The sequence below is a fragment of the Tropicibacter naphthalenivorans genome, from assembly GCF_900176475.1.
GTDB lineage: Bacteria > Pseudomonadota > Alphaproteobacteria > Rhodobacterales > Rhodobacteraceae > Tropicibacter > Tropicibacter naphthalenivorans.
The window spans coordinates 1-16911 of sequence record NZ_FWXX01000014.1 but is presented as its reverse complement, the minus strand read 5'-3'; the positions used below and the strand labels follow the sequence as shown (position 1 = coordinate 16911).

The following is a 16911-nucleotide window of genomic DNA, read 5'->3' as shown; positions in this document are numbered from 1 at the left end:
TTCGATTGCGGCGGGACGCGATCCACGTCGCGGGAAAGGTCGCCTTAAGATTCGCTTGTTAGACCCCTCTTGGGACAAAGAGGACGTGGTGGTCGACGCAAGAGGATTTTCCGTGACACGACAGCCGCGCGCCCAGCAAAAAACAAACGATTTTGCCCAGACCTTTGTGTCGCCTCAGGTGCCCCCGCAGGAGATCATTCAACAGCTCAGGGGGCTGTACGATCAGGGCGCGCATGATGTCGTCATTGAGCAGACGATGCGGCTTTTGGAAGGGTTTCCCGATAGTTACGATACGTGGCAACTGCTTGGGGCCGCTTTGTTTGCCACCGGGCAGGACGCCACGCGCGTATTTGAGCGGGCGTCGAGCCTGCGCCCGGATCAAGCAGAAGCCTGGCAAAACCTTGGCGTGGCCTATCTGACGGTGGGTCAGCCCGAACAGGCGGCCAAAGCGTTGACTCGCGGGCTGAAAGTCGTGCCAAACAGCTATGGTTTGCAGTTTCATCTGGGCGCCGCCATGGAAAGCTTGGGTCATATGAGCGCGGCTCAGGCGCATTTTCGCGCGGCCTTGGCGCAGGATCGGCGGGCCGAAGCGTGGGTTGGCGTGGGGCGCACGTGCTTGCACTTGGGGCAAATCGCAGAGGCACGCCGGGCAATGGAAGCCGCCTTGGACCTAGAGCCAGAGGCCGCCGTCGCGCTGAACCTGCTGGGGGCGATCCATTTGATGCAGGGCGATACCGCGCAGGCAAAGGCGCGTTTTGAGCAAGCGATTGCCGTTGTGCCCAGCTACGCAGAGCCGCACAGAAGGCTTTCGGAAATTCTTGATTACACGCAGGAAAATGAGCATTTCGATCAGCTCGCGCAGCAATACGAGCAGTCCGATGCGGCCTCGCAAGACCGCGCAATCTATTGTTTTGCCTTGGCCGAAGCGCATGAACAGCGCCAAGAGTTTGAGGCTGCTTTCCGATTTCTAAGCGAAGGAAACACGGTGCAACGCGCCTTGATCGGCTATGAACCATCGCAGGATGCGGCCTTGTTCGAGCGCGTGCGAGAGGTGGCGCAGGGGATCGCGCCCTTGCCGGCCGGAGCCGAGGTGCGGCCGATATTCATCGTTGGAATGCCGCGATCCGGGACAACTTTGATCGAACAAATGCTGTCGAACCACTCCGCGATCGCAGCAGCCGGCGAAGTGCCCTACCTGGGAGAATTGCTTGCCCCCTTCTTGCAAGGCGCGGACCTGACCCAAGCGGCGCTGGCTGGAATTCGGACGACTTATCTTGGCCAATTGCGGCGGCACGCGGCGGACCGGTCGTTGGTGACGGATAAAACGCCCCAGAATTTCCTGTTTGTTGGGGTGATCCGCGCGCTCTTCCCTGAGGCGGGAATACTCCACGTTCAGCGCGACCCAGGGGCTGTGTGCTGGTCCAACTTTCGAAAACTCTTTTCTGATCAACGGCTTGGGTACAGTTTCGATCTTGGTGACTGTGTCGCCTACTACCGCCGGTACCGTGATTTGATGGGCTATTGGGGCAGCGAGGGCGTTCATCAGTTGCGCTATGAGCAGCTCGTCGCAATGCCAGAGGTCGAAGTGCAGCGGATTTTGGCCGGGCTTGGGTTGGACTTCGAACCGGACTGCACCCGCCCCCAAGAGAACGCCCGCAGTGTTATGACCGCGTCGCTGCGGCAAGTCCGGCGCGGGATCTACGGCGGCAGCTCGGATCGCTGGAAACAATACGCGCCATTTATCAAAGACGCCTTTGCGCCGCTTTCGCTTCCTTGATCCTGCGCGCCGGATCGCGCATTATGTCGCCCGAGATGTCGCCCGAGGGCAGTGCGCCAAAGACAGGAAAACCCGCGCGGCGCGAGCGAAAGACAGGTGTTATGAAGACAGCAGGCATGATGATTGCCGCGCTTTTGGTGCTGGCGGCATGTGGCGGCGACCGAAATGCGCGCAACTATAGCGGCTCGAATGCCCGGGTGGCGACAGCGTCGGGGCCGATTTATTCCGCATGTATGAGATCAGGGCGCAAGGCCGCGAACCGAACCTTGTGTGGTTGCGTGCAGGGCGTTGCCAACCGTGAACTTAACATGTCGGATCAAAGGCTTGCGGTATCCTTCTACGGGGATCCGCATAAGGCGCAGGTGGTTCGGCAGTCGGACAATTCCCGAAATGAGGCGTTCTGGACGCGCTACAAGTCCTACGCCGCCCGGGCAGAGCGGACCTGTCGCGGCTTGTGATCACATCTTGACGCGGCGCTTTAGGTTTCAAATACTGAAATCTGGCGGCATCAGGGGGCCATCATGTTGATGAAGGGCATTAGCCTCAAAGGGCTCGAAGTGTTCGAGGCTCTGGCGGTCAGTGGATCGGTCGCCGGGGCGTCCGAAGCCACGGGTCTAAGCCAGCCCGCCGTCAGCCAACAGATGCGCAACCTGGAGACGGCCCTTGGCGTCGCCTTGGTCGATCATGGGCGCAGGCCGATGCAACTGACCCAAGTGGGGCGAAGCTTTTTGGCCCGCGCTCGGGTTTCTTTGGCGCAGCTCCGATTGGCTCAGAATGAGCTGACGGTGATGGACCTGACCCATGTCGAAGAGCTCAAGCTGGGGGTTATCGACGATTTTGACAACGATCTCACCCCGCGTCTTGTGGCCTTGCTTGCGCAGAACATGGCGCGCAGCCGGTTCAAGCTGGTGACCGCCCCCAGCCACGAGATCGGCGCGGCGGTCAGCGCCCGAAAACTGGATCTGGCAATTGCGGGTGCAACTGGTGAACCCTTTGAAAGTATTTCAGAATATCCGCTGTTGACCGACCCCTACATCTTTGTCTGTCAAAAGGGAAAAGCCGCAGAGTTGGGCAGTCTGGAGGCGGTGATGCACGCGCTTCCGCTGTTGCGTTATGACCGCGCGCAGTTGATTGGGCGGCAGGTCGAGGCGCATCTTGCGCAGCAAGGGCTGAATTTTCCGCACCGCTTCGAGATTGGCGCGCACCTGTCGCTGATGACCTTGGCCGCACGCGGCATTGGCTGGGCCTTGACGACGCCGACGGGGTACATGCGGGCGGCGCGCCAGCACGATCATCTCGAAGCGCACCCCGTGCCGTTTACCCCCTTTGCGCGGCGGATTTCCCTGTTCGCCAGCAGTGATTGGGGCGATACGGTGCCTGGCGACGTGGCGCGGACGGTGCGCGGTTTGCTGGCCGATATGGTCTTGAACCCGGCCCTCGAAGCGCTGCCTTGGTTGGCCGATCAGATGACTTTGTGTGAGTAGCAGCTTTCAAAAGCTAAAATCTCAGGCGGTCATATCCAGAAAACCACGCACCGACGCTTCGAATTCGCGCGGCTTCTCGGCGTGCAGCCAATGCCCCGCGCCGGGAATCTTGGCAAATCGCGCCTTGGGGAAAAACGCGCGGATCTGCGCGCGATGTTCGGGGCGAACATATTCGCTTTGACCGCCGGACAGGAACAGGGTCGGCCCGTCGAACGCCCCTTCAATCTCGGGGAAAGACAAAATCTTTGGCATTTCCGCCGCGAGCGTATCCAGATTGTACTTCCACCGCTGGCCCGGCACGTCCAAGGATTGGGTGAAAAAGCTCTGCAAGGTTTTGTCGTCAACCCATTGCGCCAGTTGCTCGACCGCTTCAGAGCGGCGGGTCACGCGGGTCAGGTCGACTTTGCGCATGGCGTCGATGAATTGCATCTGGCTGTGGCCATAGCTGACCGGGGCGATGTCGGCGACGATCAAACGTCCGACCATTTCGGGGCGGGTCAGGGCCAAGGCCATCGCCGCCTTGCCCCCCATCGAATGCCCGACCACATCCGCGCGGCCACCGTATGCGTCGATTACCTCGGCCAGATCCGCGGCCAGATCGAGATAGCTGTGGGTCTGTGTCTGCGGACTGTCGCCGTGGTTGCGCATGTCGGGCGTCACCAAAAAGTACTTATCTGACAGACGTTTAGCGATCACGCCCCAGTTGCGCCCAGAGCCGAACAGCCCGTGAACGATCAGCAAGGGCGTGCCGCCCGGCGTTCCGGTTTCAATGGTATTCAGCATCGGATCACTCGGTCAGCTTTTCGCCGTGGAGCCGCAGGAAAAGGCTCTCTTCGTCGTTGTTGCGAAAGAACGGCACCGAATCCGGCGGCGTGTCATCCTGCGCGCGCGCGGCCACTTCGGCAAGCACGGTTTCGGTGATGAAGGGGAGGTCGTAGTTGCGGATTTCGTCCACGGCGATCCACTGCAAATGCGACAGCTCATCGGTGGCGTGGGTGAAATCGTCGGGATCGGATTGTAACTCTTCGGCGTCCAACAGGAAAAAACGCGCATCAAAGCGGCGCGGCCGGCCCGGCGGGGTGATGGCGCGAAACACGAATTGCAAAGCATCCGCCGCCGGACGGTGACCTGTGCCCGCAAAGGACAGCCAGTCGTCGGGCACGGCGCCGGGCCAGGGCGCAGGCACCCCAAGGATCTGGCCCGTCTCCTCCCACAGCTCGCGCACGGCGGCGGCGGCCAAAGCGCGGCCAATCCCGGCGGGGGCGTCCTCGTTCAGGCGGGCGGCGCAAAGCGGCGGCAGGGGCCGGGCCAGCGGCACATGCGCGTCGGCGGCATCCACCGCGCCGCCGGGAAAGACGAACTTGTTCGGCATGAACGCCGCCTTCGCCCCGCGCTGCCCCATCAAGACACGCGGCCGCGTGTGGCGGTCGCGCAGAACAATAACGGTCGAGGCGTGGCGGATGGCGGTCTTGTCGACGGGTGCGGTCATGCGAGTTCCTTCAGTCCCTTAGGCCGAAGGAGCAGAGAATCCGTGCATTCTGCGCGCCCATTGAAACGCGACAATGCCGCCCTTCAGCCGAGGCAGAAGATAGAGCGACAAAGCAACGCAGCCAACCGCAAAGATCGTGAACAGGATCAGCGGTTCGGGACGGAATTCCATAAAGACAAAGCCCAGCAGCGGCGCCATCAAGTGCCCGACGATCAAAATCGTCAGGTAGGCCGGGCCATCATCGGCGCGGTGGTGGTGCAATTCCTCGCGGCACACCGGGCAATGATCGCGCACGGTCAAATACCCCGACAGCATCGGGCCAGAGCCGCAATTGGGGCAGCGCCGACGAAAGCCTTTCCAGACGGCAGGCCAGGTCTCGCGCTCTTCGGGGGTGGTCTGTTCGCTACACATACGTTCCTCGTTGGTCGGATCGGGTGAAGATGGGCCATTGGTGGCGCTCACGGAAGGGTTCAAAGTGTCCTTGCGTCTGCATGTCACATACCAAGGTCGTAAGTGCTTGATCCTGCGTGCCAGAAATATTCTGAAAAATTTATGTGTCTGCTGCGACGGAAGTTCCGCGACCCTTCGTATTAGTATGCACAAGACGCCCGGAAGGGGCGGCCTTGGGAAGGAAACGCAAGCAGGAAGGACCTTGCAGATGAAAAAGACGGCTTTGATGACCACCGGCGTTCTGGTTCTGGCGATGGGCGTGGCGGGTGCGGCTTCGGCCCACGGTGATCGCGGCGGCCAGCGCGGCGCGGGTTTCGACATGCTGTTCCAGCAGTTCGATCTGGACGCCGACGGCAAGGTGACCGCCGATGAGGTCGAGCAGGCCAAGGCGCAGCGCTTTACCGATGCGGACACCGATGGGAACGGCTTTTTGTCCCCCGAAGAGCTGAGCGCCGCCGCGACGGCCATGCGCGCCCAGGCGGATGCCGCGCGCCAAGAGGCCCGGCAGGCGCGGATGATGGCGCGTCTGGACACCGACGAGGATGGCCAGATCAGCGCCGAGGAAATGGCTGCCGCCGGCCCGGGTGCGAATATGTTCGACCGGATGGTGTCGCGCTTTGACGCCGACAACGATGGCGCGATCAGCAAGGAAGAGCTGGAAACCGCCCGCGCCCAGATGGGCGAGCGCCGCAAAGGCGGTCATGACGGCAAGATGCGCGGTCACGAGCGCGGCGGCTGGATGCCTTGGCGCGGCCAGAACGGCCAGAGCGACAACTAAGACAGACACGGCGCCGGGCCGCATGAGGTGGCCCGGAGCCTCTGCCGACCAAGGGCAGAGTTGCGCGAGCCGCCTTTAAGCGGTAGCGCTGGGAAATGGACGCAATGCCCTATGACGCCATGAGCGAGTGCGATGACGAAGAGTTGCTGGCGGCCTATGCGCGCGGCGATGCAGCGGCGGCGCGGGCGCTGACCACGCGGTTGACGCCGCGTGTCTTTGGGCACGCGTACCGGATGCTTGGCGGCGACCGGGCCGAGGCCGAGGATGTCACGCAGGACGCTTTGCTGCGGCTGTGGCGGGCCGCGCCCGACTGGCGCAGCGGCGAGGCCAAGGTGACCACGTGGCTGTATCGGGTCACGGCGAACCTGTGCATTGACCGGATGCGCAAGCGGCGCGGCAGCACCGACATCGACCAGGTGCCCGAGCCGGTGGATGACGCGCCCTCTGCGGCGCAAACGATGCAAGAGGCCGCCCGCGCCGAGGCGTTGCAAGCGGCCTTGATGGATCTGCCGGAACGGCAGCGCCAAGCGGTGATCCTGCGCCACATCGAGGGGCTTTCGAACCCCGAGATCGCGCAGATCATGGATATTAACGTGCGTGCGGTCGAAAGTCTGACCGCGCGCGGCAAACGTGCACTCGAGGCGATCCTGTCGGGCCGCCGCGACGAACTGGGGTATGAAGACGATGACTGAACGCAAGGATGATATCGGGCTGGATGCCTTCTTTGCGGCGGCGCGTGACGACGTGCCTCTGCCGTCCGGCGATCTGATGGCGCGCATTCAGGCCGAAGCTTTGGCCGAGATGCCGGTGGCGGGCGCAAGGGCGGCCCCCGGTTTCTGGGCGCAGCTGCGCGACGCGCTTGGCGGCTGGAAAGGTGCGGCGGGTCTGGCCGCGGCTTGCGCCTGCGGCGTTTGGATCGGCATCAGCCCGCCCGAGGGGCTGAGCGACTATTGGCAAGGCGCGGAGGCGGGGCTTGGCGCGCTGGGGCTGGACCCGGTCAGCGGCTATGACCTGGCACTGTTCGAGGGATAGGGCATGAGAGAAACCATCAAGAAAACAAAGCCTTGGCTGCGGGTTGTGCTCTTTGCCTCGCTGGCGCTCAATGTGCTGGTGATTGGCCTCGCCGTGGGGGCGGTCCTGCATGGCCCGCCCGACCGTGGCAAGCGGGACCGCGATCCTGCGCTGCCCTTTACGCGGGCTTTTGACGACCACCAGCGCGGAGAGTTGCGCGACCGTTTGCGTGCCGATTTCGATGCGACGCGCGGGCAGGGGCCGGGCTTTATGGCCGGTTACCAAGAGGCGCTTAGCGTGCTGCGCGCTGATCCCTTTGACGCAGACCGCCTGCGCGACTTGCTGGACGATCAGGGCCGGGTGGCCGATGCGCGCCGCAAACGCGGGCAGGATGTGCTGGCAACCTATCTTGGGTCTTTGACGCCCTCGGAACGCGCGGCCTATGCCGACCGCTTGCAGGCCGAACTCGAAGAGATCATGGCCAAGCGCGACCGCTGGAAGAAACGTTAACCAAAAGCGGCGCCTGCGAGGGGCGCCGTTTTTGCTATCCCCCCGTTTTGCTATCCCCATGTTTCTATCCCCCTGTGCGCGTTGCGCGGGGGGTGTCGTCGCCGGTGTGCGTCTGGATCGGCGGTCTTGGGCGCTCGTTCAGGCCGGGCAGGGCGGCGATGCGATCCGCGATCACCACCGTGTTGCGCCCCTTGTTCTTGGCCGCATACAGCGCCTTGTCCGCCTGTTCGATCAACGCCAAAGGCTGGGTCAGATCGCCGGGCCGCCCAATGGCGACGCCAATCGACAAGGTGACCGTCAGCTGTGTCCCATCGGGCAGGATCACCGGCTGTTCGGCCATCACCTTGCACAGCCGTTCGGCGGTGGCGCGAGCGGCGGGCAGATCGGTGTCGGGCATGGCCACGAGGAATTCCTCGCCGCCCCAGCGCGAAATCAGGTCCGGCGCGCGCAGGTTATCCTTGAGCCGTTCCGAGAGGGTGACCAGCACCGCGTCCCCTGCGGCATGGCCATAGAGGTCATTCACCTGCTTGAAATGGTCCAGATCCGACACCAGCAGCGCGTAAGGCCGGCGCTGCTCTGCCGCGCGATCCGCCAGCCGCGAGATATGCGGCAAGGCGTAGCGGCGGTTGTACAGCCCGGTCAGCGGGTCGGACACGGCGGCGCGCAGCCCGTCCTGCATGTTGGCGCGCAGCCGGTCATTGGTGCGCTTGCGGTCGATCTGTTTGCGCAGACGGATCGTCAACTCTGTCAGGTCAGGCCCAGAACCAAGCAGATCGTTCGCCCCCATATCCAAGGCGCTTGCGGCCTCTCGCCGTTGGTCGGGCTGTGCGATGTAAATCAACGCCGAGTGCCGCGTATGGGTCGAGGCGCGCAGCTGCGGCAACAGCACCAAGCCTTCGCCGCGGCTGTCCGGCCCTTCGGCGATGACAATAACGTCAGGCGCGGTGCCGCGTTCGCGCAGGGCATCGTCGGCGTCCACCACCTCGATCTGGTCATCCAGCCGCTCCCGCAGCCCCATGGCCAATACCTGCGCATCGGGTAGGTTCCCGGTGGGGATCAGCCGCACCAGCGCGGGGTTGCTGAACTGCGCCGCTTCCTCGCCCAGCCCAAGGGCGCGGCGGGTGTCATCACGCAGTTGCAGCTCTGCCTCGGCGTCGCGGGCGCGCAGCAGGGACCTCAGCCGCGCCAGCATCACCAGATCGTCGATGGGCCGCACCAACACGTCATCCGCCCCGGTGGACAGCGATGCGAGCCGTTCGTCCGCGTCCTCTTCGCCGTGGACAATCACGATGGGGGTGCGGGCATGGGCCTGATCGCGTTTCAGCGCCTTGCACAGGGCGCGCCCTGTCATGTCGGGCAATTCAGAAGAGGTGATCACCAGATCCGGTCGTGTCTTGCGCATCATCGCAATCGCGGCGTGTCCCGAAGCAGCCTGCACCACCTCGTAGAAAGCGGCTGACAACTTTACGCGCAGGATGATGCGGTTCGTGGGCACCGCATCCACCACAAGAATCCGACCTGTCATGTTCATTCACCCAGTTGGCAAGCTGCCCATAAGGGTGCTTGCACTTCGTCCTGCACTTAGCTTTGGTGAACATTGGTTAAAAAACCCTTTCGGGAAGTGGGCAGGATGGCAATTTCACGTGATCAAGCGGAAATGATCGGGCTCCAAGCGGTGGCTTGGCTCGCGGGGAATGATGAGTTATTTCCGGTGTTTATGGGGTCTACGGGCGCCTCCGAGGCGGATTTTCGCGCAAATCTGGAAGATCCCGATTTTCAAGGATCCGTGTTGGATTTCCTGATGATGGACGACGCTTGGGTGGTCTCTTTCTGCGATGCGATGAATTTAAAGTACGACATCTTGATGCAGGCGCGCGCAGCTTTGCCCGGTGGCGGACAGGTGCACTGGACATGAGCGCCCCCACCCCCACCCCGGTCGAAGCGGTCCTGTTCGATAAGGATGGCACCCTGTTTTCCTTTTCCGCCACCTGGGACGCCTGGGCCGAGCGCGTGATCCAAAAGCTGTCCGGCGGCGACGGGGTGCTTGCGCTGCGCCTGGCGGGCTCGATCCGCTACGACCTGCTCGAAAGCCGCTTTCAGCCCGATAGCCCGGTGATCGCCGGCACCAACCGCGAGGCGGCAGAGTGTCTGGCGGCTGTGTTGCCGGGGCGCACGGCGTCGGAGCTGGAATTGTTCCTTCTGGCCGAGGCGGCCAGCGCGCCCTTGGCCGAAACTGTCGCGCTTGTGCCCTTTTTGGCGGGGTTGGCGGCGCGGGACTATGCGCTAGGGGTGATGACGAACGACTCGGAAACAGTTGCGCGTGAGCATCTTGCCGCGGTGGGCGTTTTGGGGATGTTCGACTTTGTCGCCGGGGCGGACAGCGGTTATGGGGCGAAACCCGATCCAGCGCCGCTGCTGGCCTTTGCCGATATCACCGGGCATGACCCTGCGCGGATCGTCATGGTGGGGGACAGCACGCATGATCTGCGGGCGGGCCGTGCGGCGGGGATGCAGTGCGTCGGTGTTCTGACCGGGCTGGCCCCCGAATCCGAACTGGCCCCCTTTGCCGATGCGGTCTTGCCCGACATTGGCCATTTGCCGGGGTGGATCGACCGCTAGGGCGCGGCAGGCATCAAAAACGACCATTTGCGTCGCAAACCGACAGGAGAGTCGGTCAAACAGGCTGTGTCATCGGGGTCAGGCCATCAGGAGACGCCCCATGCCCGAGGACGCAAGCCCCCCCCCGGCCCGCCGCCGCCGTCACGGGGGCCGCGCAGGCAACACCCGCCGCACGGGACCGGCGATTGAGCAGATGCCGTGGCGCATTCCCATCAACATGGATCGCCCGACAGAGCCGATGCCCCCCGAAGGCGTCGCCCGGATGCACGACGCGGCCATGCGCATCCTCGAAGAGATCGGGATCGAATTCCTGCACCCCGAGGCGGCCCGGATCCTGCGCAAGGCGGGCTGTACCGTCGATGGGGAAAACGTGCGCATGGGGCGGGACATGGTGCTGGAGCACATCGCCAAAGCGCCAAGCCAGTTCACCATCACCCCGCGCAACCCCGATCGGCAGATCACCATCGGCGGCAATGCGATCTTGTTCGGGAATGTCTCTTCGCCGCCCAACTACTGGGACATGGAAATCGGCCGCAAGGTCAGCGGCACCCGCGCCCAGTGCCAGGACCTGCTGCGGCTGACGCAATACTTTAACTGTATCCACTTTGCCGGGGGTTATCCGGTCGAACCAGTCGACGTGCACGCCAGTGTCCGCCACCTTGACGTGCTGTTCGACAAGCTGACGCTGTGTGACAAGGTGGCCCATGCCTATTCGCTGGGCCCCGAGCGGGTCGAAGACGTGATCGAGATGGTGCGCATTGCGGGCGGTCTGACCCACGAAGAGTTCGACGCCACCCCGCGCATGTACACCAACATCAACTCCACCTCGCCGCTGAAACACGACTGGCCCATGCTGGACGGCTGGATGCGGCTGGCGCGGCGGGGGCAGGGCTTGATCGTCTCGCCGTTTACGCTGGCCGGGGCGATGGCGCCGGTGACCATGGCGGGCGCAGTGGCCCAATCGCTGGCCGAAGCCTTGGCGGCGGTGGTGCTGGCGCAGATCATCAAGCCCGGCGTACCTTGCGTGATCGGCACCTTTACCAGCAACGTGGATATGAAAACCGGCGCGCCCGCCTTTGGCACGCCCGAATACATGCGCGCCACCCAGATGACCGGGCAGATGGCGCGGTTTTACGGGCTGCCCATGCGCGCCAGCGGGGTCTGCGCCGCGAATGTCCCCGATGGTCAAGCCATGTGGGAGACAGAGCACAGCCTTTGGGCCGCGATCCAGTCGGGCAGCAACGTGGTCTATCACGCGGCGGGCTGGCTCGAAGGGGGGCTGATCGCCTCGCCGGAAAAGTTCGTGATGGATTGCGAGGTGCTGCAACAGCTGCAACGCTACATGGAGCCCGAGATCTGGGACACCTCGGACGATGCGCTGGCGCTGGACATCATCGCAGAGGTCGGCCCCAACGGGCATTTCTTTGGCTGTCAGCACACGCAGGACCGTTATGAGACGGCCTTTTACCAGCCCTTCCTGTCGGACTGGAAAAACTACGAAGGGTGGGAGGCCGCAGGCGGCGTGTGGACCGCAGAGCGCGCCCATGCCCGGTTCAAGGCGATCCTCGCCGATTTTGAACCGCCCCCCATGGACGTCGCCATCCGCGAGGAGCTTAGCGATTTCGTCGCCCGCCGCAAAAGAGAGGGCGGCGCGCCGACGGACTTCTAGGCGGCTTTTCCCAAGGCAGACAGAGGGTTGCGCCTTGGCGCGCTTCGCGGTCTTGTGTGCGTGGATTTGCCCGCAACAGGAGAGTCGCCATGCAGTCTGACGAACACACCCGCCTGTCGCTGGTTTTGGGCTTGGCTGGATGGGTCGCGGGGCTGGCCTGCTATGTGCTGATCGAGGCGTGGCAGAACGCCTGGCTGCCCGATCACCTGTTGGTGTTTGCCTCGACGGCCTGTCTGGCCGGGATGGCCATGTTCCTTGCGCTGACGGGACCGGCGCCTGCGGGCCGCGTAATGCCTTTGGCCGTGGGGGCTGGGCTGGTGCTGGGTGGGGCAGAGCTGTGGGGCGCGCTGAGGTTCCAAAACGCAGAGGCCTATATGGCCATGGTCTACCCGCTGCTGTTCGGCGCGCTGGCGTGGTTGATCGCCACGGGCTTTGCCGCCGCGCATCTGACCGGGCAGGGCGGTTGGCGCGATTACCCCGCGCTGTTCTCACAAAGCTGGCGCGTGGTGGTGAATTTCGTTGTCTCGCTGGTGTTCGTGGGCCTGTTCTGGGGGCTGCTGGGCCTGTCGCACCTGTTGCTGGACATCGTCGGCTTGGACCTGATGCGCTTGCTGACGTATTTCGAGGTGCTCCCTTGGGTGCTCAGCGGCACGGTTCTGGGGCTGGCCATGGCGCGGGTCCATGCCTCGGCCGAGTATATCTCTCCGTATCTGGTGCTGCGCCTGCTGCGGATGCTGTCGCCCATCGTGCTGGCGGTGATCGCGGTCTTTCTGGTGATGCTGCCGGTGCGCGGCTGGGATGGCCTGATGCAGGGCTTTTCCCCGGCGGCGACCCTGATGGCCTTTGCCGCGGCTGGGGTGACGCTGGTCACCGTTGCGGTCGAGCGATCCGAGTTCGACGAGGTCAAAACCCCGTGGATGCGCAGCGTGACCCAAGCGCTTGCCCTGACGATCCCGGGGCTGTCGGCGTTGGCGCTGTGGGCGGTGATGCTGCGGGTGTGGCAATACAGCTGGACGCCGCAGCGCCTGCTGGCGGTGACAATGGCCTGCGTGCTGCTGGTCTATGGGCTGTCCTATCTGGCCTCTGTGATGATCCAGCGCGCGTGGATGGCGCGTATCCGGCAGGCCAACATCTGGATGGCGCTGCTAGTCTTGGCGGTTTCGCTGGCGTGGTTCACGCCGCTGTTCCAACCCGAACGGATTTCCGCGCAGGGGCAGCTGAGCATCGCGCAGAACGGCGGGGCGGCGGACCAGATTGACCTGCGCGAATTGACCAAGTCCTGGGGCAACCCCGGCGCGCAGGCCTTGAGCGACATCCAAGCCGCCCGCCCCGATCTGGCCGAGGCCATTGACCTTGCCCGCCAAGGCCGCAGCAAACCGGCGGTAGACCCGGCCACCCGCGCGCAACGCTTTGTAGAGGTTTTGCCGATCTACCCCTCTGGCCGCCTTGATCCTGCGGATTTGTCCGAGATCAGGCCGTATCTGATCACCAAGTGGCTGGCCGCCTGCGAGCGGACAATCGCCGCGGGGCCGGGCTGTGCCCTGTTTGTCACCCAAGACGGCGCGACCGGCCCGCGCCGTGCCATCCTATTCACCCGCAGCGGCACCAACATCGTCGAGGCCATCCATCTGGAACGGCGCGCGGGCAAGCTGGGCACCGCTGGCGCGACATTTAGCTTGGACGGGCCGATGCGTCTGGATGATCGCACGCTGGACGCCCTGCACCGGGGCGAGGCCAAACTGGTCAGCCGCGAAATTCAGGCGCTGGACGTGGGCGGGCGATCTATATTTGCGCACAATTAAAGCTATTACCTCAAATTTAAACTCACCTACGCCATCTTGAGAGCAGCAATAATGGTGAGTCGATATGCACGGACTGATTTTGAGGACCCTTCAGGTCTTCGTTCAGGACACCTACGGGTCGGAAATTTGGGGCAAAATCGCGGATCAGGCCGACTTGATGGAGCCTGACTTCGAAGCGATGCTCAACTATGATGAGCAGATCTACTTTGAGCTGCTGTCCGCGGCGCAGCATGTTTTGGCCAAGCCGCCAGAGGCATTGCTGGAGGATTGCGGCACCTATCTGGTCTCGCACCCCAATTCAGAAGGGCTGAGGCGGCTCTTGCGATTTGGCGGTGTCGATTTCATCGAGTTTCTGCACTCGCTCGACGATCTGCCCGACCGCGCGCGGTTGGCGGTCGCCGATCTGGCCTTGCCGGACCTTGAACTGCGCGATCATGCCTCTGCGCAGTTTCAGCTCAAGATTTCCAAGGGGCTGCCGGGGTTCGGCTACGTCATGGTGGGATTGCTCCGGGCGATGGCCGATGACTACGGGGCGTTGGTCCTGCTGGACTACGATGGCACATTGCGCAGCATGAACCTGATCGAGATTTCGGTGGTCGAAACCGCCTATGCGGCGGGGCGCGATTTTGAACTGGCGGCCAACGCGACCCCGGGGGGCGCCGCATGACGCGCCTGCCCGAAGAGATGTTGCACAATCTGTGTCCGATGCACGCGGTGCTGGATGAGACCGGTCATATCCGGCAGGCTGGGCCGACCCTGCACAAGCTGTCGTTGGACCGTCTCGAAGGGGCGCGCTTTCTCGAAGTGTTCGAGGTGTATCGCCCCCGCGCCGTGGACAGTATGCCCCAGCTGTTGCAGACCGAGGGCCGCAAGCTGCACATCAGGCTGCGCGGCGGGGTGCGCACGCCGCTCAAGGGCGTCTTGGTCTCGGACGGGCAGGGCGGGGCCGTGGTGAACCTGTCCTTTGGCATCGCGGTGATGGATGCGGTGCGGGACTATGCCCTGACCAGCACCGATTTCGCGCCGACCGATCTGGCGATAGAGATGCTCTATCTCGTCGAGGCAAAGTCCGCCGCCATGGATGCGTCACGCAGCCTCAACACCCGCCTTCAGGGCGCAATGGTCGCCGCCGAAGAGCGTGCCTTTACTGATACGCTGACCGGCCTGCGCAACCGCCGCGCCATGGATTCGGTGATGGAGCGTCTGGTGCGCAGCGGGCACGCCTTCTCGATCATGCACATCGACCTCGATTTCTTTAAACAGGTCAACGACACCATGGGCCACGCCGCCGGGGACCACGTGTTGAAGCATGTCGCGCGTGTGATGAACGACGAGACCCGCGCCGAAGACACGGTTGCCCGGGTTGGTGGTGATGAATTCGTGATCATTTTCGGCAATTTGACCAGCCGCCGCAGGCTGGCAGAGCTGGCCGGGCGGATCATTGAACGCATCGAAAAGCCAGTGATGTACGAAGGCCGAGAATGCCGCGTCTCGGCCAGCGTTGGAATCGCGATTTCTCAGGTGCACGGTCAAGATCCGTTCGAATTGATCGAGCGCGCGGACCAGGCTCTTTACGCGTCCAAACGCGCTGGGCGTGCCCAATTTCGCTTTTACGATGGGTCGGACGGGCCAGATGAAACCCTCGGTAAAGTCGCTGTGGGAAATGAGTAAAAAAAATCGCATTTGGGGGTTGCGGATCGAAAACCGAAGCCGTAAATACCGCCGCACGGTTGGGGTGTAGCCAAGTGGTAAGGCACCGGTTTTTGGTACCGCGCACCGTAGGTTCGAATCCTACCACCCCAGCCAATACTTCCGAAAATCACAGTGGTTTCAGTCGATTGGCCCCGCCGGCTCGGTAGGGCTGAGGCGCAGGTTACACACGCGTTTACACATGAGGTCACACAGACCTTAAATGTGTGCGCGGAGACTTCCGAGGCGATGACCGACTTGAAAGGCGGTCGTCATGGTCACCACCCCGTACCTCTGCGCCAGACGCGGACGATACTATTTCCGGCGTCGCATCCCCAGGTTATCCACACCTCAGATGCTCGTGATGGTCTCCTTGGGGACGACGGATCGCGCAGTAGCGATTAGGTTATGCGTGCAACTCATTGCACACATGGACCGAATGCTCGACGACGAACTTCATATCGACCTGCCCGCAGCGGATGTGGCTGCCTTTTTCAAGGCCGAGCTTGCGCGTTGCGTGTCGTCGGTGCGTCGTGCGCGCATGGTCGAGCGCATGGATGGCAGTATGACGTCGGAGAAGGCACAGCGGAATCGTCTTGAGACCTTTGTACTGCGCGGGTTGGTCGAGGACGGTCTCCGGGAGGAGATGGCCCCAGAGCGGCTCAATCTGCTGGAAGAGGGGGAAGGGGCGCTGGCGCAAGAGATCCAGGCCGGGATGTTCCGAGAGTTCATCTCTCCCGGCTTCAACGCCGAGATTCAGGCGCGAGCACAGGTCGGACGCACCCTTACCCAGCTGGATGTTCTCCAGTTGCGCTGGGCGGCGATCGAGGCGCGTATGGCGGCACATGAAGCTGCGGAAACCGTCCCGCTCCACAACGCCGAAGGCGCCCGTGATGCCGCCGTTTCCATGCTTCGCGGGCTGATGCAGGAAGCCGTAGGCGGCGCGGCGATTGCGACAGCTCATGTCGATCCGGTAACGACCACGGTTTCGGTCGCCCCTCAGGCGGCGAGCATTGCGTCGCCGAAGGCACCGCCTGCTGCACAGCCAATCCTTACACCAGGCGTTTCCCTGATCGAAGGCAGGATGACCGGCACTGCGATCCTTCAGCAGTTCGATGCGGCGCGCCTGCAGCCGAAAGACGAGGAGTTCGACGGATCCGCCGAGAATGTTGTCGTCGAGCGCAGCTTCGGCGACGATATCGCAGGGACTGCGGTCCGGATGATCTGGTGAACCGCTCTGAACCGCTCCTGGTTTTCCGGAGGTTCCAAATCAAGGAAGGATTGGAGCCATGGAAAGAGACGACAGAGCGAACCGCTATTCACCTGAGACACGAGCAAGGGCCGTGCGGATGGTGTTCGAAAATCAGGGCAACTACGCGAGTCAGGCGGCGGCGATCAAAGCGATTGCGCCTAAGATTGGCTGTGGCCGGGGCACGTTGCGGCGTTGGGTTCAGCACGAAGAGGCCGACACGGGCCAGAGGGATGGTGTGACGTCGGGGGAGCGGTCCAGGAGTGAGCCATTGATGGCGCCATTGGTTCGAGCCCAATGGCGAACGAGCTGGAACGCGAGGTGCGGGAGCTTCGACAGGCCAACGAAATCCTGAAGAAAGCTTCTGCTTATTTTGCTCAGGCG

Annotated in this window: 18 protein-coding genes, 1 tRNA gene and 2 pseudogenes; 17 read left to right on the top strand and 4 right to left on the bottom strand. The window is 63.2% G+C overall.

The annotated features are described in order from the left end of the window. The first annotated feature begins 256 nt into the window (after positions 1-256). The 3 genes from B9A11_RS19025 (at position 257) to B9A11_RS19015 (ending at position 3261) form a co-directional block, all read left to right on the top strand. Positions 257-1777, top strand: coding sequence for a tetratricopeptide repeat-containing sulfotransferase family protein (locus tag B9A11_RS19025; protein ID WP_370736549.1), 1521 nt, complete (start codon positions 257-259; stop codon positions 1775-1777). A gap of 101 nt (positions 1778-1878) precedes the next feature. Further along, positions 1879-2235: a hypothetical protein gene (locus tag B9A11_RS19020; protein WP_058249339.1), complete on the top strand. Its 357-nt coding sequence runs from the start codon at positions 1879-1881 to the stop codon at positions 2233-2235. A gap of 63 nt (positions 2236-2298) precedes the next feature. Then, positions 2299-3261, top strand: coding sequence for a LysR family transcriptional regulator (locus B9A11_RS19015; protein ID WP_058249340.1), 963 nt, complete (start codon positions 2299-2301; stop codon positions 3259-3261). Positions 3262-3282: 21 nt separating this feature from the next. On the opposite strand, the gene B9A11_RS19010 is transcribed toward B9A11_RS19015, so the two are convergent. From B9A11_RS19010 to B9A11_RS19000, 3 genes are read right to left on the bottom strand one after another with little or no spacing between them, the layout of a single operon-like run. Next, on the bottom strand, positions 3283-4044 hold the full coding sequence (locus B9A11_RS19010) for an alpha/beta fold hydrolase (protein WP_058249341.1): 762 nt from the start codon (positions 4042-4044) through the stop codon (positions 3283-3285). Positions 4045-4048: 4 nt separating this feature from the next. Then, complete coding sequence (locus B9A11_RS19005) at positions 4049-4750, bottom strand: NUDIX hydrolase (protein ID WP_058249342.1); 702 nt, start codon at positions 4748-4750, stop codon at positions 4049-4051. Positions 4751-4768: 18 nt separating this feature from the next. Then, positions 4769-5161 carry a DUF983 domain-containing protein gene (locus B9A11_RS19000; protein WP_058249343.1) on the bottom strand — a complete coding sequence of 131 codons (393 nt, stop codon included), beginning with the start codon at positions 5159-5161 and terminating at the stop codon, positions 4769-4771. Positions 5162-5408: 247 nt separating this feature from the next. Here B9A11_RS19000 and B9A11_RS18995 point away from each other — a divergent pair, with 247 nt between their 5' ends. The 4 genes from B9A11_RS18995 (at position 5409) to B9A11_RS18980 (ending at position 7499) form a co-directional block, all read left to right on the top strand. Next, positions 5409-5978 (top strand): EF-hand domain-containing protein, encoded by a 570-nt coding sequence (locus B9A11_RS18995; protein ID WP_058249344.1) that lies wholly within the window; start codon positions 5409-5411, stop codon positions 5976-5978. A 104-nt stretch (positions 5979-6082) separates the two neighbouring features. Next, on the top strand, positions 6083-6670 hold the full coding sequence (locus tag B9A11_RS18990; protein WP_058249345.1) for an RNA polymerase sigma factor: 588 nt from the start codon (positions 6083-6085) through the stop codon (positions 6668-6670). Further along, the gene (locus B9A11_RS18985; protein WP_058249346.1) at positions 6654-7010 is read left to right on the top strand and encodes a hypothetical protein; all 357 of its coding nucleotides are present in this window, start codon (positions 6654-6656) and stop codon (positions 7008-7010) included. Before B9A11_RS18990 ends, B9A11_RS18985 begins: the two co-directional genes overlap by 17 nt. Positions 7011-7013: 3 nt before the next feature. Further along, positions 7014-7499 (top strand): periplasmic heavy metal sensor, encoded by a 486-nt coding sequence (locus B9A11_RS18980; RefSeq protein WP_058249347.1) that lies wholly within the window; start codon positions 7014-7016, stop codon positions 7497-7499. Positions 7500-7563: 64 nt separating this feature from the next. Here the strand turns inward: B9A11_RS18980 and B9A11_RS18975 are convergent, their stop codons facing one another. After that, positions 7564-9024: a diguanylate cyclase gene (locus tag B9A11_RS18975; protein ID WP_083499966.1), complete on the bottom strand. Its 1461-nt coding sequence runs from the start codon at positions 9022-9024 to the stop codon at positions 7564-7566. A 105-nt stretch (positions 9025-9129) separates the two neighbouring features. Between B9A11_RS18975 and B9A11_RS18970 the strand changes: the two genes are divergently transcribed. The 10 genes and pseudogenes from B9A11_RS18970 to B9A11_RS21235 all read left to right on the top strand — a co-directional run. Next, positions 9130-9414 carry a DUF3572 domain-containing protein gene (locus B9A11_RS18970; RefSeq protein ID WP_058249348.1) on the top strand — a complete coding sequence of 95 codons (285 nt, stop codon included), beginning with the start codon at positions 9130-9132 and terminating at the stop codon, positions 9412-9414. Continuing rightward, positions 9411-10118 carry an HAD family hydrolase gene (locus tag B9A11_RS18965; RefSeq protein WP_058249349.1) on the top strand — a complete coding sequence of 236 codons (708 nt, stop codon included), beginning with the start codon at positions 9411-9413 and terminating at the stop codon, positions 10116-10118. The genes B9A11_RS18970 and B9A11_RS18965 overlap by 4 nt, the downstream gene beginning before the upstream one ends. A gap of 100 nt (positions 10119-10218) precedes the next feature. Continuing rightward, complete coding sequence (locus tag B9A11_RS18960) at positions 10219-11787, top strand: trimethylamine methyltransferase family protein (RefSeq protein WP_058249350.1); 1569 nt, start codon at positions 10219-10221, stop codon at positions 11785-11787. Between the two features lie 89 nt (positions 11788-11876). Next, entirely contained in the window at positions 11877-13589 is a 1713-nt protein-coding gene (locus B9A11_RS18955; protein ID WP_058249351.1) for a DUF4153 domain-containing protein, read from the top strand. A gap of 64 nt (positions 13590-13653) precedes the next feature. Continuing rightward, positions 13654-14256, top strand: a complete 603-nt coding sequence (locus B9A11_RS18950) for a heme NO-binding domain-containing protein (RefSeq protein WP_058249352.1) — start codon at positions 13654-13656, stop codon at positions 14254-14256. Continuing rightward, positions 14253-15260 carry a GGDEF domain-containing protein gene (locus tag B9A11_RS18945; RefSeq protein ID WP_058249353.1) on the top strand — a complete coding sequence of 336 codons (1008 nt, stop codon included), beginning with the start codon at positions 14253-14255 and terminating at the stop codon, positions 15258-15260. Before B9A11_RS18950 ends, B9A11_RS18945 begins: the two co-directional genes overlap by 4 nt. Positions 15261-15320: 60 nt before the next feature. After that, positions 15321-15395 (top strand) — tRNA-Gln (locus B9A11_RS18940). A gap of 157 nt (positions 15396-15552) precedes the next feature. Next, positions 15553-15714: pseudogene (locus B9A11_RS22645) on the top strand (DUF6538 domain-containing protein); the annotation flags it as partial. 3 nt (positions 15715-15717) lie between these two features. Then, entirely contained in the window at positions 15718-16509 is a 792-nt protein-coding gene (locus B9A11_RS18935; protein WP_143595942.1) for a hypothetical protein, read from the top strand. 58 nt (positions 16510-16567) lie between these two features. Then, positions 16568-16911: pseudogene (locus B9A11_RS21235) on the top strand (transposase); the annotation flags it as partial.

Bases quoted from the DNA above. Each gene is read 5' to 3' on its own strand.
- B9A11_RS19005 (WP_058249342.1), bottom strand. From the start codon at position 4,750: ATGACCGCACCCGTCGACAAGACCGCCATCCGCCACGCCTCGACCGTT.
- B9A11_RS18960 (WP_058249350.1), top strand. From the start codon at position 10,219: ATGCCCGAGGACGCAAGCCCCCCCCCGGCCCGCCGCCGCCGTCACGGG.
- B9A11_RS18980 (WP_058249347.1), top strand. From the start codon at position 7,014: ATGAGAGAAACCATCAAGAAAACAAAGCCTTGGCTGCGGGTTGTGCTC.
- B9A11_RS18970 (WP_058249348.1), top strand. From the start codon at position 9,130: ATGGCAATTTCACGTGATCAAGCGGAAATGATCGGGCTCCAAGCGGTG.
- B9A11_RS19020 (WP_058249339.1), top strand. From the start codon at position 1,879: ATGAAGACAGCAGGCATGATGATTGCCGCGCTTTTGGTGCTGGCGGCA.
- B9A11_RS19000 (WP_058249343.1), bottom strand. From the start codon at position 5,161: ATGTGTAGCGAACAGACCACCCCCGAAGAGCGCGAGACCTGGCCTGCC.
- B9A11_RS18935 (WP_143595942.1), top strand. From the start codon at position 15,718: ATGCTCGACGACGAACTTCATATCGACCTGCCCGCAGCGGATGTGGCT.
- B9A11_RS18950 (WP_058249352.1), top strand. From the start codon at position 13,654: ATGCACGGACTGATTTTGAGGACCCTTCAGGTCTTCGTTCAGGACACC.
- B9A11_RS18985 (WP_058249346.1), top strand. From the start codon at position 6,654: ATGAAGACGATGACTGAACGCAAGGATGATATCGGGCTGGATGCCTTC.
- B9A11_RS18945 (WP_058249353.1), top strand. From the start codon at position 14,253: ATGACGCGCCTGCCCGAAGAGATGTTGCACAATCTGTGTCCGATGCAC.
- B9A11_RS19010 (WP_058249341.1), bottom strand. From the start codon at position 4,044: ATGCTGAATACCATTGAAACCGGAACGCCGGGCGGCACGCCCTTGCTG.
- B9A11_RS19015 (WP_058249340.1), top strand. From the start codon at position 2,299: ATGTTGATGAAGGGCATTAGCCTCAAAGGGCTCGAAGTGTTCGAGGCT.
- B9A11_RS18965 (WP_058249349.1), top strand. From the start codon at position 9,411: ATGAGCGCCCCCACCCCCACCCCGGTCGAAGCGGTCCTGTTCGATAAG.
- B9A11_RS18995 (WP_058249344.1), top strand. From the start codon at position 5,409: ATGAAAAAGACGGCTTTGATGACCACCGGCGTTCTGGTTCTGGCGATG.
- B9A11_RS18975 (WP_083499966.1), bottom strand. From the start codon at position 9,024: ATGACAGGTCGGATTCTTGTGGTGGATGCGGTGCCCACGAACCGCATC.
- B9A11_RS18955 (WP_058249351.1), top strand. From the start codon at position 11,877: ATGCAGTCTGACGAACACACCCGCCTGTCGCTGGTTTTGGGCTTGGCT.
- B9A11_RS18990 (WP_058249345.1), top strand. From the start codon at position 6,083: ATGCCCTATGACGCCATGAGCGAGTGCGATGACGAAGAGTTGCTGGCG.
- B9A11_RS19025 (WP_370736549.1), top strand. From the start codon at position 257: ATGCGGCTTTTGGAAGGGTTTCCCGATAGTTACGATACGTGGCAACTG.